The organism is Mesorhizobium sp. EU05-FHT14A09 (assembly GCF_058790995.1).
Window position 1 is genome coordinate 34,595 of sequence record NZ_JBYTDF010000010.1, and the last position, 15,104, is coordinate 49,698.

The window sequence follows — 15,104 nt, forward strand, 5'->3', positions numbered from 1 at the left end:
GCAGTGTCATTGCTGTGCCGCCGTGGAGCAGCGCTGGCCGGCGGGCAGGGCGTATCGTTTCCAGGTGAAGTTCTGGCCGAGCGCCTTGACGCCGAGATAACCGGTGACGGTCAGCTTGTCGGGACCGGCAAGCTTCAGCGCTGCGTCATAGGTGTCGCCCTCTGCCGGATCGTAGATCTTGCCGCCGTCCCAGCCGCCGGACTTGTCGGGCTGAAGTCCGCTCAGCACGGCAAGCCCACAGATCGGCCGCTTGCGCAGTTTCTGGCTTGGGTTGTTCTGGTCGGTCAGGGCGACACCCTTGTCGTCGGTCGATGTCTTCAGCCAGACGATGCGGCCGCACAGCTTGGCTCCGCAAGGGGCGATCTCGACCACGCCTTGTCCGTCATGGGTCAGCCAGGTGGTGGCGATGTCACCGGCCGGTGCAGCACCGGCACCGGTGACAAGCACGACGCTGGTCGCGCCAGCGGCCAACCATCGGGCGATGGTCCGTTGCACGGTGCGATGGAGGGGCAATGGCATCATTCCGTTTTTCCTCGTCCGATCAACAGGACGCCGGAGATGATGAGCGCGATGCCCGCCGTCTGCGGCCAGGTGAGATGTTCGCCGAACAAAAGCATGCCCGCCGCCGGCACGGTGACGTAGGTGAGGGCTGAAAGCGGGAAGGCGCGGCCAAGGTCCATGCGCGCCAATATCAGCATCCACAGGATGAAAGTAAGGGCATAGAAGAACACGGCGAGCCATAGTGCCGGTGTCGTCAGCGCCGCCAGCACCCAGGCCATGTCGAGCGAGCCGGCGCCGATGCGCTCGCTTGCCCATTTGAAGGCGATCTGCGTTGCCGTGTCGACGACGACGAAGCCAGCGATGATGCCGCGCAGGCCGGACGTGCCAGTGGCCGTCATGGTCATTGTTCACCTGCCTTGTAGCTGGCTTTTGCGCGGGCCTCGCGCAGGTCCGGATCCCAGCGATCGAGCGCCAGCCAGGGTGCGATGGCTGCAAGGCCGCGGTTCAAGAGCCCGTTGGTGTGTTTTGCATAGATGGCCGAAGGTACGAGCCGGCTGCCCATGCGCAGCTTCGAGGCATAGGCTGTCTGGCCGGTCTGCAGCAGCGGCTTTCCGATCTCCCTGCAGAACCGCAGATTCTCCATCCAGCTCACCACATAGAGATTGTGCTCGCGCGCCAGCGGATAGGCCATGCCGAGGAACTTGTCGACCACGCGATCGGCGCCGACGAGCAGCAGGTTGAAGGCGGCCAGCCTGTTGCCGACCCAATAGAGCTGGAACACCGCATCCTTGCCGAGGCGCCGTGCCACTTCCGTGAAGTAGCCGCGCGGCAAGTCCTCGAAATCGCCATAACGCAGCTTGCTGTTTTCCTGCGTCGAGCGGTAGAGCGCGGCGATCTCGTCCTCCAGCCCGGCAATGTCGTTGCGCCTTTCGATGCGGATGCCGTCGCGGCTTTTCAGCTTGCGCCTTATGTCCTTGCGCGTCGCGTTCGAAAGCCGCGCCAGGTAGGCATCTTCGTTGTCGCCGACGTCGGCCACGGCCACCGGCAGGCTGGCCAGCCGCGTGAAACCCTTGGCGGTGAGCAGGTTGCCGACCAGCATTTCGTCCTCGGGCGCAACATCCTTGAACACGATGACGGCTGCCTTGCGCCGGCGCGCTTCCCGCTCCACCGCGTCGATCAGCAAAGCGTGTGTCGTGGTGCCTTCGCTGGCCGACAGCCAGTCACGGCGCACGAAATGGCAATGGTCGGCCATCGGTGACCCGACACCGAGCAGCCCGAGCGCCAGCAGCCCCGGGAACTGGTCGACCAGCCGGCCGGTCCAGGCGCCGAGCGAACCCTGGAATGGCGTGTCGAGCCGGTAGGTCAGCGAAAACAGCGGTGCTGCCATCGCGAGGCCATGGCTGTCGGTCACGGCGACGGCAAGTGGCGCCGTGCCGTCCGCGGCCGCCGAGACTTCGCAGGCGGCGTGATAATGGATGCCTTCGGCGTTGCTGCAGCTCGTCGCTGGCCATGAGACCGGATCGAGCGAGGACAGGCCGGCGACGATGTCGCCGCCTTGGGCCCGCAAAACGTCAGGCGACAACCTGGAGCCGGTCATGCTCATGCGCCCCTGCGCGTTCATAGGATCGGGCAACGCTTTCGACGAAAGCGGCGGCTCTGGCGATGACCAGCCGCCGCTGCCGGTCGAGCGTGACGAGGTGATAGCTGTCATCCAGCACCAGCGACTCGACCGTGCCGCCGAGATTGCGCTGCAGATATTCCAGGTTGGTGAGGCTGGCGATGTCGTCCTCGCGGGCATGCACCACCATCGTCGGCTGACGCAGCTCCGGCAGTTCGGGCTTGAGCGCATCGACCAGCCGCCACAGCTCGCGCAGCGCCAGCGCCGGCGTCGCTTCGAGACCGGCGGCGGTGGAGTCGCCGGAGAACATCGACTGCGCCAGCACCATGCGCAGGCGCTCGTCCTTCAGACCGTATGGTTCCTGCTCGACGAAACGATACTTGCGGCCGCTCGGCGTGTTGATGAACAGCTTGAGCAGGAAGCGGTACCAGGGGATCGACCAGCCGTCGTACCAGAGCGTCGGCGCGAACATGATGAGGCCATGCACGCGCTGTGGCTGGCGCGCCGCCAGCATGGCGGCCAGCACCGCGCCCATCGAAAGGCCGCCGACCAGCACGACACGGCAGCGCTGCTCCAGCGTGGTCAGCGCGTCCTCGGCGCTGGCGTACCAGTCCTTCCAGTTGGTGGCGACGAGGTCGGCCTCGGTGCCGCAATGGCCGGCCAGCGTCGGGCACATCACCGTGTGGCCGCGCTCGGCGAAATTGCGGGCGACATTGTTCATCTCGATAGGCGTGCCGCCGAGCCCGTGCAGCAGCAGCACGCCGACATCGCCACGCGGGAAGAAAATTGTGCGGTCTTTCGACTGGATTTTCGTGGGTGCTTCAACCATCAGATCGTACCTGCGACGAGAATGACGCCTGCCGTGATGAGCAGCGCGCCGAGCCATTGAGAGGGGCCGGTCTTTTCACCCAGCCACAGCCGCCCGGCGAGCGTGATGGCGAGGATGTTGAGACTGGCGAGGGGAAAGGCGATGCCGAGCGGGGCGAGTGTCAGGATGCGCACCCAGATGATGAACTCGGCGACATAGATGACGAGCCCGATCCCGACCCAGCGGTCGGCGAACAGCGCACGCATGAAAGGGCGCCATCTGGCGCCGGAAAATTCCGGCAGCGCGTCGGCGCCGAATTTGAAGGCGATCTGGCCGAACACGTCGCAGACGATCGACAGCACGAACAGGACGATCAGCTCGGTACTCATGCCAGCACCTGTTCGAGCTTTGCCGCGATGCGGGCATTGGTTGCGTTGTTGACGGCGGCCATGGCGCTGTCGAATTTCGGCTGGCGCGGATGGTCGAGCCTGGCCAGCGTATAGCGGAACGGATCGCGGAACTCGGGCGGCGAGTAGTCGCCGCAGACATCGACCCCGAGGATGCGCCGATGCGCGGCCAGGCGTTCGATGGCGTACAGCACCTGGTCCAGCCGCATGGCGCCCTGGTCCCAGTTGGTCACCGCTTCGCTGGCGGCCAGCACGTCCTTGTCGAAGGTGATCCACAGCGCTTCCGGTCCGAGCCCGGCGATCAGCTCGTCGACGAAGCCCTGCCAGTCCTCGTCGGCAAGGCTGCGCCAGACCAGCCGCTTGGTGAAACCATCGCCAAAGGTGCTGGCGCCACCGGCATTGACCGCCGTGCCGGCGAGCTGCGTCGCCGGCACGCGCCAGGCATACATGTCCAGCCGGCCGTCGCGGATCGCCTGCAGGTTGGCCGACTTGAGCTGCGGCAGTACGAGATCGGTGCTGGTCGGGCCGATGGTGATGACGCGGGCGACGTTGCGCCGTTCCAGCGTGCGGTTGACCCAGCCGCCGCAATTGGACGTCGCCGGGAATGACACCCAGTCGGGATGATTGTCGAACTGGATCACCGTCACCGGCTCTTCGGTCCGGCCAAGGAACAGATCGGCGAGGTGATGGAAGTCGCCCGAACCGTAGAACATCACCTCGGCCTTGCCGTTTGCGCGCGGGCCGACCCGCTTGCCGAGTTCGGTGAGCGCGCGCCTGCTCGCAACAATGCGCAGCCGGGGCGCGAGGTCCCCGGCTGGCACGATGTCGGCTGGTTCGGTCCGGGTGCTGTGAAAGCCCTGTCCCGTCACGGCGCCGTCGAGATCGACGATGCGCAGGCGCATCCACTCACCCCTTGTTTACATGAGCTCTGGTAACGCGGGTGAACAGCTGGTCGAGCAGCGCGATCGCCAGGTCGATCTCGGCATGGCTGATGGTCAGCGACGGCGCCAGCGTGATGACGTTCTTGAAGTAGCCGCCGATGTCGAGCACGAGGCCGTAGGTCTGGCCGTTGTGCACGAGGTCACCCTTCAGCGACTCGTCGACCATCAGGTCGACCAGCGCCTTGGACGGCGTGTAGCTGTCATGCGGCTCGCAGATCTCGATGCGCAGCGCGAGACCGAGGCCGTCGACTTCGCCGACGATCTTGTGGCGGCGCTTCAGCTCTTCCAGGCCACGCAGGAAATAGGCGCCCTTTTCCGGGACCGTCGTTTCATAGTCGTCCTCGGCCATCATCTTCATGGCTTCGAGCGCGACGGCGGTGCCGAGCGGATTGGCGTTGAAGGTCGAGTGGGTCGAACCGGGCGGGAAGGCACCCGGATTGATCAGCTCCTCACGCGCCCACACGCCCGACAGCGGATTGAGGCCGTTGGTCAGCGCCTTGCCGAAAACGACGACATCGGGATTGACGCCGAAGTGTTCGATCGACCACAGCTTGCCGGTGCGGTAGAAGCCCATCTGGATCTCGTCCACCACCATCAGGATGTTGTGGCGGTCGAGCACCTTCTTCAATTCGGTGAAGAAGTTCATCGGCGGGATGATGTAGCCGCCGGTGCCCTGCAGCGGCTCGACATAGAATGCCGCATATTCGGCTTCACCGGCCTTCGGGTCCCACACGCCCTGATATTCGCTTTCGAACAGGCGCTCGAACTGGCGCACGCAGTGCAGGCCGTATTCTTCCTTGTTCATGCCTTTCGGCGCGCGGAAATGGTAGGGGAACGGCACGAACTGGGCGCGTTCGCCGAAATGGCCGTAGCGGCGGCGATAGCGATAGGACGAGGTGATGGCCGAAGCGCCGAGCGTGCGGCCGTGATAGCCGCCTTCGAAGGCGAACATCAGGCTTTTGCCCTTGGACGCATTGCGCACCAGCTTCAGGGAATCCTCGATCGCCTGGGCGCCGCCGACATTGAAATGCACGCGGCCCTTGTGGCCGAACTTCTGCTCGGCATCACGCGCGATCAATGCCGCGAGCTCGATCTTCTCGCGGTGCAGATACTGGCTGGCGACCTGCGGCAGCTTGTCGATCTGGCGCTTCAGCGCATTGTTGAGGCGCTGGTTGGCGTAGCCGAAATTGACCGCCGAATACCACATCTGCAGGTCGAGGAACGCCGTGCCTGCCGCATCGAACATGTAGGAACCTTCGCAGCGGTCGAAGATCTTCGGGAAATCCGTGTAGTGCACGGTGTCGCCATGCGAGCAGTATTCGGCCTCGAGCGCGAGCAGTTCTGTCTCGCTCAGCTCAAGCTCGGAATCGGCTGCGAGCCGAAGGGCGGCGTTGGTGGGCATGGGTCAGGTCCTTGTTACAGAAGGTGGGTGGACTGGACGGCCATGGCATTGGCCAGCCAGTCGGAGAAAAGCGGCGGCAGGTCGGTGAAATTGCCGAAGCTGCGATAGGTGATGCCGTTGGCGCGACAATGGTCGGCAAGCTTGCCTTTCGCGAACACCATGTCGGCGATGGACGCTGCGCAGAAATCGGAACGGCCGTCGCCGATCAGCACACGCAGCGCGCTGTTAGGCGCGCGGTCGAAACTGGCGCATTTGCAGTGTGCGGAGCTGGCGCGGCAGCCTGCCGAAGCGTGCGGACAACCGAGCTGCCAGCGGTCGCCGCCAGCGTGCATGAGTTCGTTGGCGAGGACCGGCAGGCTAAGGCCATACCCCTTCAGCGCGCGTGCAATGACGCGGTCCAGCCCGTCGGAGACGATGGTGACGCTGATGCCGGTGGCCTGCAGCGCCTCGACGAAGCGGACGAAGCCCGGATCGATGCGCAGACAGCCGGCGAACAGGTCGAGCATGACCGGCTCGACGCGCAGCAGCTCCACCTGCCTGGACATGCACTCGCGTGAGCCGATCGCGCCGCGTTCCCAGGCGGCCTCGACGCTGCGCCATTCCGGCTCCGCGAACTGGGCAAGCAAAAGGTCGGTCGTGTCTTCCAGTGAGATCGTGCCATCGAAATCGATGAAGCACTCCACGGGGGGCAAGGGGAGGAGGTCGATTTTGTTCATGCTGCACTGCACATGCATGCCGCGTGCCAAGTCAAAAAAACGAAGCAAATCAGGGAGGAGGGGTTTCGTCTCCAAATTTATACCTACAAAAATTGTAGGAACCTGCCGGGAGGAGGGCAAACGTCTTGCGTTCCGCAACGGCAACTGTCAGGAGCGTCCGGAAGGGCCGCGGGCGACAGTTGGGATGATGGTCCCGTGCCTGTCACGGATCATGGCGACTTGGGAATTTGTACGAACAATTGTCTAGTCTGTGAGCGATTGCGCATTTCTGAAAACCCTGCGACAGTAGCAGCGAGATCGTTTCTGCGAAGTGCCAACCTATGAGTGCCCGCTCCGAAACCAGCAATCCCAGGCTTGACGATGCCGCGCGTGCCGGCTGGCTCTATTATGTCGCCGGCAACACGCAGGACCAGATCGCAACGAAGCTCGGCATCTCGCGCCAGACCGCGCAGCGGCTGGTGTCGCTGGCCATGTCGGAAGGGCTGATCAAGGTCCGGGTCGACCATCCCATCGCCAATTGCCTCGACCTTGCCGCCCGGCTCAAATCCCGCTTCGCGCTCGACCTGGTCGAGGTGACGCCGAGCGATCCGGACTCCACGTCCTCGACCATCGGCGTTGCCCAGGCGGCGGCTGTAGAGATCGAGAAGTGGCTGCGCCGGCCCGAGCCGGTCATCATGGCGATCGGCACCGGCCGCACACTGAAGGCGGCGATCGAGCAGCTGCCGCCGATGGAGTGTCCGCAGCACAAGGTGGTTTCGCTCACCGGCAACATCTCGCCGGACGGTTCGGCCGCTTTCTACAACGTCATCTTCACCATGGCCGACACCATCAAGGCGCGCAGTTTCCCGATGCCGCTGCCAGCGATCGCTTCCTCGCCGGAGGAACGGAAAATGCTGCACAGTCAGCAGCTTATCCAGCCGACGCTGGCGCTTGCAGCGCAAGCCGACATCACCTTTGTCGGTGTCGGCGACCTCGGCCCGCAGGCGCCGCTGCTGGAAGACGGCTTCATCACCGAGGCCGACCTCAAGGCTTTGCAGAAAGCCGGCGCCGTCGGCGAGATCGTCGGCTGGGCTTTCGATCGCGATGGCCGCCTGATCGACGGCATCACCAATGATCGCGTCGCCTCCGCGCCGCTGCCGTCGCGAGAGCGTTCGCTGGTGGTGGCGCTCGCCATGGGCGAGCGCAAGCTGCCCGGCATTCTCGCCGCGGTGACGCGGCGGCTGGTCAACGGCCTGATCACCGACGAGCGTACGGCCGAAAGCCTGTTGGCTACCACCCTCTAGGCGCGCCGCGCTCCTTCCAGCATCGTCTTCGGCATCGTTTGGCCGCCGCTCCGTGTGCCGCCGGCAACAGCCATTCCGGCATTGTTTTTCCATCATTTGCCTCGGGTAGCCCGGCTTCCCGCCGAGGCTGGAACCATTTCGGTCATCCAGGGTTGGGCCACCTGTGACGGTGCTCGCCGGATTCCGGCTTGACATAAATCTCGAAGAATGAATAATTGCTCACAGCTAAGGCAAATGCTCACTTGGCTCTTTGGGAGGAAATCGATGAACCTGCGCACCCTCGTCCTGGGGCTGTGTTCGGCCAGCGCTTTTGCGTTCGCCGCGCATGCCGAGACGATCACCATCGCCACCGTCAACAATGGCGACATGATCCGCATGCAGAAACTGACGGAGGACTTCACCAAGAAGAACCCCGACATCCAGCTCAACTGGGTCACGCTGGAAGAGAACGTGCTGCGCGAACGCGTCACCACCGACATCGCCACCAAGGGTGGCCAGTATGACGTGATGACCATCGGCACCTATGAAGTGCCGATCTGGGCGAAGCAGAACTGGCTGCTGCCGCTCGACAATCTCGGCGCCGACTACGACCAGAAGGACATCATCCCGGCCATCGCCGGTGGCCTTTCCGTCGACGGCAAACTTTATGCCGCACCCTTCTATGGCGAGAGCTCCTTCGTCATGTACCGCAAGGACCTGATCGAGAAGGCCGGCCTCAAGATGCCGGACGCGCCGACCTGGACCTTCATCAAGGAAGCCGCCGACAAGATGACCGACAAGGCCAACGGCGTGAACGGCGTCTGCCTGCGCGGCAAGGCCGGCTGGGGCGAGAACATGGCTTTCCTGACCGCCATGTCGAACTCCTTCGGCGCGCGCTGGTTCGACGAGAAGTGGAACCCGCAGTTCGACCAGCCGGAATGGAAGAACACGTTGCAGTTCTATGTCGACCTGATGAAGGCCGACGGCCCGGACGGCGCATCCTCCAACGGCTTCAACGAGAACCTCGCGCTGTTCCAGCAGGGCAAGTGTGGCATGTGGATCGACGCCACGGTGGCGGCTTCCTTCGTGTCGGATCCCAAGAATTCGCAGGTCGCCGACAAGGTCGGCTATGCGCTGGCCCCCGACAACGGGCTCGGCAAGCGCGGCAACTGGCTGTGGGCCTGGTCGCTTGGCATTCCGGCCGGCACGCAGAAGGCGGCATCGGCCGAAAAGTTCGTCGCCTGGGCAACCGGCAAGGGTTACCTCGACCTCGTGGCTTCGAAGGAAGGCTGGGCCAATGTGCCGCCCGGCACGCGCAGCTCGCTCTACGCCAACGCCGAATATGAGAAGGCGGCGCCCTTCGCCAAGATGACGCTGGACTCCATCAACTCCGCCGACCCGACCAAGCCGACGGTCAAGCCGGTGCCTTATGTCGGCGTGCAGTTCGTGGCGATCCCCGAATTCCAGGGTCTCGGCACCACGGTTGGCCAGCTGTTCTCGGCGGCGCTTGCCGGCCAGATGTCGGTGGACGATGCGCTGAAGCAGGCTCAGGACGCCGCCAAGGCAGCAATGACCGAAGGCGGTTACATCCAGTAAAGGGCAGTCCGGGTGCCCTGCGACAAGGGCATCCACTGACGCCCAAGGGCTCCTCCCGGTGTTCGAGGCATCTCGCGATGCCAAGGACATCCTGGTGCCTTGGCCGCCCGGGTCTTCCCGGTCCGGGCGGTCATTTTCGGAAAAGATGCGGTAATCTGTTCCTGCTCACCCGGCCATTGCTCGGCCGGGCCATCGAAAAGGCTGCCCGCCATGACGGCGGCAGCCAGTTTACGGCGCTTGGGAACCGGTTGGAGGAGACCATGGCAACCAAACAGACCCGTACGCTCGCGCGTTTCATGGCCGCACCTTCGGTGTTGCTCCTGCTGATCTGGATGGCGGTGCCGCTGGCGATCACGCTGTGGTTTTCTTTCCAGCAATACAATCCGCTGAACCCGATCCGCGACGGCTTCGTCGGTTTCTCGAACTACGCGCTGTTCTTCAACAATCCGGCCTTCATCACTGCCATCCTCAACACGCTGATCCTTGTGGTTGCGGTGCTCGTCATCACCATTGTCGGCGGCATCCTGCTGGCGCTTCTGCTCGACCAGCCGATGTGGGGGCAGGGCATTGTCCGCATCCTGGTCATCTCGCCCTTCTTCGTCATGCCGCCGGTGGCGGCACTGGTGTGGAAGAACATGATCATGCATCCGGGCTACGGTGTCTTTGCCGACATAGCCCGCTTCTTCGGGGCGCAGCCGATCGACTGGTTCGCGCAATATCCGCTGTTCTCGATCATCGTGATCGTGGCCTGGCAATGGCTGCCCTTCGCCACGCTGATCCTGCTCACCTCGCTGCAGTCGCTGGACGGCGAGCAGAAGGAGGCGGCTGAAATGGACGGCGCCGGCATCCTGTCGCGCTTCTGGTACCTGACGCTGCCGCACCTCTCGCGCGCCATCACCGTCGTGGTGCTGATCCAGACGATCTTCCTGCTTTCGGTCTATGCCGAGATCCTCGTCACCACCAATGGCGGGCCGGGCTATGCGTCCACCAACCTGCCGTTCCTTGTCTACCAGAAGGCCCTGCTCGAATACAAAATCGGCCAGGCGTCCGCCGGCGGTATCATCGCCGTCATCCTTGCCAACATCGTTGCCTTCTTCGCCATGCGCGCCGTCGGCAAGAACCTGGACAAGTAGGAGGCAACAATGGCACGCACCGTCACCAACCGGCACAAGACGATCGCAACCATTGCGGCCTGGACTGTCGCGCTCGTGATCTTCTTCCCGATCCTCTACACCATCATCACCTCCTTCAAGTCGGAGCAGGAGGCGATCCAGGGCTTCAGCCTGATCCCGTCGGGCACGCTGGAGAGCTATGCGGAAGTCCAGTCGCAGTACAACTACTTCAAGCCATTCATGAATTCGGTGATCCTGGCGCTGGGCTCGACGCTGTTGGCCCTGGTGGTCGCCATCCCGGCCGCCTGGTCGATGGCGTTCTCGCCCACCAAGCGCACCAAGGACGTCTTGATGTGGATGCTGTCCACCAAGATGATGCCGGCCGTGGCGGTGCTGTTTCCGATCTACCTGATCTTCCGCGATCTCGGCCTGCTCGACAGCCGCATCGGCATGACGGTGATGCTGATGCTGATCAACCTGCCGATCGTCATCTGGATGCTCTACACCTATTTCCGCGAGATCCCGGGCGAGATCCTGGAGGCTGCGCGCATGGATGGCGCCACGCTGTGGGGCGAGATCATCTACGTGCTGACGCCGATGGCGGTGCCGGGTATCGCCTCCACCATGCTGCTCAACATCATCCTGGCCTGGAACGAGGCATTCTGGACCATCCGGCTCACCACTACCAACGCCGCTCCGCTCACCGCCTTCATCTCGTCCTTCTCCAGCCCGCAGGGACTGTTCTGGGCGAAGCTTTCGGCCGCATCGACGCTGGCCATCGCGCCGATCCTGATCATGGGCTGGTTCAGCCAGAAGCAGCTGGTGCGCGGCCTGACCTTCGGCGCCGTGAAGTGATGCGTCGGGAAGCTCAAGGAGGACAAAATGGGTAAGATCGCTCTCAGGAATGTCTCCAAGTCCTTCGGGGCTACGTCGATCATTCCCAACATCGACCTCGACATCGAGGATGGCGAGTTCGTGGTGTTCGTCGGGCCGTCCGGCTGCGGCAAGTCCACGCTGCTTCGCCTCATCGCCGGACTGGAGGACACCAGCGGCGGCACCATCTCCATCGACGGACGCGACGTCACCAACGAGGCGCCGGCCAAGCGCAAGCTGGCCATGGTGTTCCAATCCTATGCACTCTACCCGCATATGACGGTGGCGAAGAACATCGCCTTCCCGCTGAAGATGGCCGGCGAAAGCCAGGCGGTCATCGACAAGAAGGTGGGCGATGCCGCCCGCGTGCTGAACCTGACCAACTATCTCGAGCGCCGTCCCGGCCAGCTTTCCGGCGGCCAGCGCCAGCGCGTCGCCATCGGCCGCGCCATCGTACGGCAGCCCTCGGCCTTCCTGTTCGACGAACCGCTGTCGAACCTCGATGCGGCCCTGCGCGGCACCATGCGCCTCGAGATCTCGGAACTGCACAACCAGCTCAAGACGACCATGATCTATGTGACGCATGACCAAGTCGAAGCCATGACCATGGCCGACAAGATCGTCGTGCTGAACGCCGGCAACATCGAGCAGGTCGGCTCGCCGCTGGATCTCTACCGGAGCCCGAAGAACCTGTTCGTCGCCGGCTTCATCGGCTCGCCGAAGATGAACCTTCTCACCGGCGCAGCGGCAGCAAAGCACAATGCCGCCACCATCGGCATCCGGCCCGAGCACCTCAAGATCGCCTCCAACAGCGGCGAATGGCGCGGCAAGGTCGGGGTCGCCGAACATCTTGGCGCTGACACCTTCCTGCATGTGCACACCGACGATGTTGGCACCATCAATGTGCGCGCTGACGGTGAGATCGGCGTTCGCCATGGCGACATCGTCTACCTGACGCCGGATCCGGCCAAGCTGCACCGTTTCGACGCTGACGGAAAGGCGCTGTGAGACGGCCGTGCGCTTCGTCAATCCGATCATCTTCGTCAAGGACATTGGCGTCGCGACGGCTTTTTATCGCGATCTGCTTGGCCTGACAGTCAAGGCTGACCACGGCACGATCGTCATCTTCAAGGAGCGTTTCGCCATCCATGACGCGACGGCGCTGATCGAAACCGTGTGGGGGGCGGCGGCTCCGCAAATACCTGAACCGCTGGGGCAGCCGAACCTGCTGCTCTACTTCGAGGACGACGACATCGATGCCTGCTTTGCGCGGCTGGGCGGCAAGGTCGAGATCATCCATCCGATCACCGAGCAGGTGTGGGGCCAGCGCGTGTTCCGGTTCTACGATCCCGATCGACACGCGATCGAAATCGGTGAGCCGCTAGCCGAGGACAAGGACATATGACGAGCATGACTTTCAGTGCAGGTGTCGCCCGATGAAGCGACTCGAGGGCAAATCCGCCATCGTCACCGGCTCGGCGCGCGGCATCGGTCGCGCGTTCGCCGAAGCCTATGTGCGCGAAGGCGCGACGGTGGCGATCGCCGACATCAATCTGGAAGCGGCCGAGAAGACGGCCGCCGAGATCGGCACGGCAGCCTATGCTGTGCGGCTCGACGTTACCGACCAGGCCTCCATCGATGCCGCGATTGCCGCGGTCGAGAAGAAGGCCGGCGGGCTAGACATCCTCATCAACAACGCCGCGCTGTTCGACGCCGCGCCCATCGTCGAGATCAGCCGTGCCAGCTACGACCGGCTGTTCGCGGTCAACGTCGTTGGCACGCTGTTCATGCTTCAGGCGGCGGCGAAGTCGATGATCGCGCACGGTAGAGGCGGACGGATCATCAACATGGCAAGCCAGGCTGGCCGTCGCGGCGAGGCGCTGGTGGCGGTCTATTGCGCGACCAAGGCGGCCGTCATCTCGCTGACCCAGTCGGCCGGGCTCGATCTCATCAAGCATCGCATCAACGTCAACGCGATCGCACCGGGCGTGGTCGATGGCGAGCATTGGGACCATGTCGATTCCCTGTTCGCCAGATACGAGAACCGGCCGCTCGGCGAGAAGAAGAAGCTTGTCGGCGCGGGCGTGCCCTACGGCCGGATGGGCCGCGCGGAAGACCTGACCGGCATGGCGGTTTTCCTGGCCAGCAGCGAGGCCGAATACATCGTCGCCCAGACTTATAACGTCGACGGTGGCCAGTGGATGAGTTGAGACAGCGTTCCTCCCCCCGTTCACGGGGAGAGGATGCCGGCAGGCAGGTGAGGGGCTGCGCCGTCCTGGCAAAAGTTGGCACTGCCCCTCATCCGACCCTTCGGGCCACCTTCTCCCCGTGAATGGGGAGAAGGCAACGGCCTCTACGAAAGGCGTTTTGACATGACGACAAAACTCTCGCTCGCCACTCTGGACAAGCTGCCGGCGCAGGTGGCTACGCCCGCTTACTGGCGCAACGGACTCAAGGCCGGCATCCTGCATTTCGGCGTTGGCAACTTCCACCGCGCGCATCAGGCCGTCTATCTCGACGACCTCTTCAATGCGGGCGAGGGGCATGACTGGGCGCTAGTCGGCGCCGGCGTGTTCGAGGGCGAGAAGGCCGGCCGCGCCAGGCTGGCCGAGCAGGATTGGCTGACCACCGTGGTCGAGCAGGACGAAGGTCATATGGCCGCCCGGGTGACGGGCGCGATGATCGATTTCCTGGTGCCGGGCGAGACGGCGGCGATCATCGACAGGCTGGCCGATCCGGCGATCCGCATCGTCTCGCTGACCATCACCGAAGGTGGCTATTTCATCGACCCGGCCTCGGGTTATTTCAATCCGGAACACCCCGACATCGTTGCCGACGCCAACGATCCGGACCATCCCAGGACGGTGTTCGGCCTGATCCTCGCCGGGCTGGTGCGCCGGCGCGCTGCCCGCGTCCAACCCTTCACGGTGATGTCCTGCGACAACATCCCCCACAATGGCCGTGTCACGTCCGACGGCGTCATCGGTCTCGCCCGCCTGTTCGACCGCGACCTCGCCGAATGGGTCGCCGGCAATGTCGCCTTTCCGAACGGCATGGTCGACCGCATCACGCCCGCCACCACCGAGCGCGAGCGCGGCATGCTGGCGACGGATTTCGGCGTCGACGACAACTGGCCGGTTTTCTGCGAGCCGTTCCGGCAGTGGGTGCTGGAGGACAAGTTCACCGCCGGCCGACCGGCGCTGGAAAAGGTCGGCGTGCAATTCGTGCCGGACGTCTCGCCCTATGAACTGATGAAAATCCGCATCCTCAACGGCGGCCATGCCACCATCGCCTATCCGGCCGGGCTGATGGACATCCATTTCGTGCATGAGGCGATGCAGGAGCCGCTGGTGCGCGGCTTCCTCGCCAGGCTTGAGCATGACGAGATCATCCCGACCGTGCCGCCGGTGCCGGATACCGACCTCGAGGATTATTACCAGCTGATCGAGCGCCGCTTCTCCAATCCCAAGATCGGCGACACGGTGCGCCGCCTTTGCCTCGATGGTTCCAACCGTCAGCCGAAATTCATCATCCCCACCATAGCAGCCCGCCTGAAGGCCGGCGCGAGCGTTGCCGGCCTCGCGCTCGAATCCGCCTTCTGGTGCCGCTACTGCTTCGGCACCACTGATTCCGGCGCGGTGATCGAACCCAACGATCCCAGCTGGGACCGCATGCAGGTTACCGCGAAGGCCGCCAGGTCCGACCCGTCGGCCTGGCTTGCGATGGAGGATATCTATGGCGAAGTCGGTCGCTCGCCGGCTTTCGTTGCCGCCTTCTCCCATGCTCTGAAAACGGTCTGGGACGTCGGCGCACGCTCGACGCTGACGCGTTATCTAGCCGGTCGGCTCTGAACCAGTCGTCCATGTGA

16 protein-coding genes are annotated in these 15,104 nt (G+C 63.9%); 8 read left to right on the forward strand and 8 right to left on the reverse strand.

Annotated elements, in window-relative coordinates:
- Positions 1–6: 6 nt before the first annotated feature.
- Genes AC3WTO_RS25550 through AC3WTO_RS25585 form a run of 8 tightly spaced genes read right to left on the reverse strand, consistent with a single transcriptional unit; the run spans position 7 to position 6,468 of the window.
- The gene (locus AC3WTO_RS25550) at positions 7–522 is read right to left on the reverse strand and encodes a DUF2147 domain-containing protein (RefSeq protein ID WP_492463749.1); all 516 of its coding nucleotides are present in this window, start codon (positions 520–522) and stop codon (positions 7–9) included.
- Positions 519–905 carry an EamA family transporter gene (locus AC3WTO_RS25555; protein ID WP_492463750.1) on the reverse strand — a complete coding sequence of 129 codons (387 nt, stop codon included), beginning with the start codon at positions 903–905 and terminating at the stop codon, positions 519–521. The genes AC3WTO_RS25550 and AC3WTO_RS25555 overlap by 4 nt, the downstream gene beginning before the upstream one ends.
- Positions 902–2,098 (reverse strand): GNAT family N-acetyltransferase, encoded by a 1,197-nt coding sequence (locus AC3WTO_RS25560; protein WP_492463751.1) that lies wholly within the window; start codon positions 2,096–2,098, stop codon positions 902–904. Before AC3WTO_RS25560 ends, AC3WTO_RS25555 begins: the two co-directional genes overlap by 4 nt.
- A complete protein-coding gene (locus tag AC3WTO_RS25565) occupies positions 2,073–2,948 on the reverse strand; it encodes an alpha/beta hydrolase (protein ID WP_492463752.1) in 876 nt (291 codons plus the stop codon). Before AC3WTO_RS25565 ends, AC3WTO_RS25560 begins: the two co-directional genes overlap by 26 nt.
- Entirely contained in the window at positions 2,948–3,316 is a 369-nt protein-coding gene (locus AC3WTO_RS25570; protein ID WP_492463753.1) for a DMT family transporter, read from the reverse strand. Before AC3WTO_RS25570 ends, AC3WTO_RS25565 begins: the two co-directional genes overlap by 1 nt.
- The gene (locus AC3WTO_RS25575; protein ID WP_492558442.1) at positions 3,313–4,236 is read right to left on the reverse strand and encodes a hypothetical protein; all 924 of its coding nucleotides are present in this window, start codon (positions 4,234–4,236) and stop codon (positions 3,313–3,315) included. Before AC3WTO_RS25575 ends, AC3WTO_RS25570 begins: the two co-directional genes overlap by 4 nt.
- Before the next feature lie 4 nt (positions 4,237–4,240).
- Positions 4,241–5,677: an aspartate aminotransferase family protein gene (locus AC3WTO_RS25580; protein WP_492463756.1), complete on the reverse strand. Its 1,437-nt coding sequence runs from the start codon at positions 5,675–5,677 to the stop codon at positions 4,241–4,243.
- 14 nt (positions 5,678–5,691) lie between these two features.
- Positions 5,692–6,468, reverse strand: coding sequence for an HAD-IB family phosphatase (locus AC3WTO_RS25585; protein ID WP_492463757.1), 777 nt, complete (start codon positions 6,466–6,468; stop codon positions 5,692–5,694).
- 245 nt (positions 6,469–6,713) lie between these two features.
- Between AC3WTO_RS25585 and AC3WTO_RS25590 the strand changes: the two genes are divergently transcribed.
- The 8 genes from AC3WTO_RS25590 (at position 6,714) to AC3WTO_RS25625 (ending at position 15,087) form a co-directional block, all read left to right on the forward strand.
- Entirely contained in the window at positions 6,714–7,676 is a 963-nt protein-coding gene (locus AC3WTO_RS25590; protein WP_492463758.1) for a sugar-binding transcriptional regulator, read from the forward strand.
- 264 nt (positions 7,677–7,940) lie between these two features.
- Positions 7,941–9,251, forward strand: coding sequence for an ABC transporter substrate-binding protein (locus AC3WTO_RS25595; RefSeq protein WP_492463759.1), 1,311 nt, complete (start codon positions 7,941–7,943; stop codon positions 9,249–9,251).
- 260 nt (positions 9,252–9,511) lie between these two features.
- Complete coding sequence (locus tag AC3WTO_RS25600; RefSeq protein ID WP_492463760.1) at positions 9,512–10,384, forward strand: carbohydrate ABC transporter permease; 873 nt, start codon at positions 9,512–9,514, stop codon at positions 10,382–10,384.
- Positions 10,385–10,393: 9 nt separating this feature from the next.
- Positions 10,394–11,218, forward strand: a complete 825-nt coding sequence (locus AC3WTO_RS25605; protein WP_492463761.1) for a carbohydrate ABC transporter permease — start codon at positions 10,394–10,396, stop codon at positions 11,216–11,218.
- A gap of 27 nt (positions 11,219–11,245) precedes the next feature.
- Positions 11,246–12,244 (forward strand): ABC transporter ATP-binding protein, encoded by a 999-nt coding sequence (locus AC3WTO_RS25610; RefSeq protein WP_492463762.1) that lies wholly within the window; start codon positions 11,246–11,248, stop codon positions 12,242–12,244.
- Positions 12,245–12,251: 7 nt separating this feature from the next.
- The gene (locus AC3WTO_RS25615) at positions 12,252–12,641 is read left to right on the forward strand and encodes a VOC family protein (RefSeq protein WP_492463763.1); all 390 of its coding nucleotides are present in this window, start codon (positions 12,252–12,254) and stop codon (positions 12,639–12,641) included.
- A 31-nt stretch (positions 12,642–12,672) separates the two neighbouring features.
- Positions 12,673–13,446 (forward strand): L-iditol 2-dehydrogenase, encoded by a 774-nt coding sequence (locus AC3WTO_RS25620; protein WP_492463764.1) that lies wholly within the window; start codon positions 12,673–12,675, stop codon positions 13,444–13,446.
- 162 nt (positions 13,447–13,608) lie between these two features.
- Positions 13,609–15,087: a mannitol dehydrogenase family protein gene (locus AC3WTO_RS25625; protein WP_492463765.1), complete on the forward strand. Its 1,479-nt coding sequence runs from the start codon at positions 13,609–13,611 to the stop codon at positions 15,085–15,087.
- Positions 15,088–15,104: the final 17 nt, after the last annotated feature.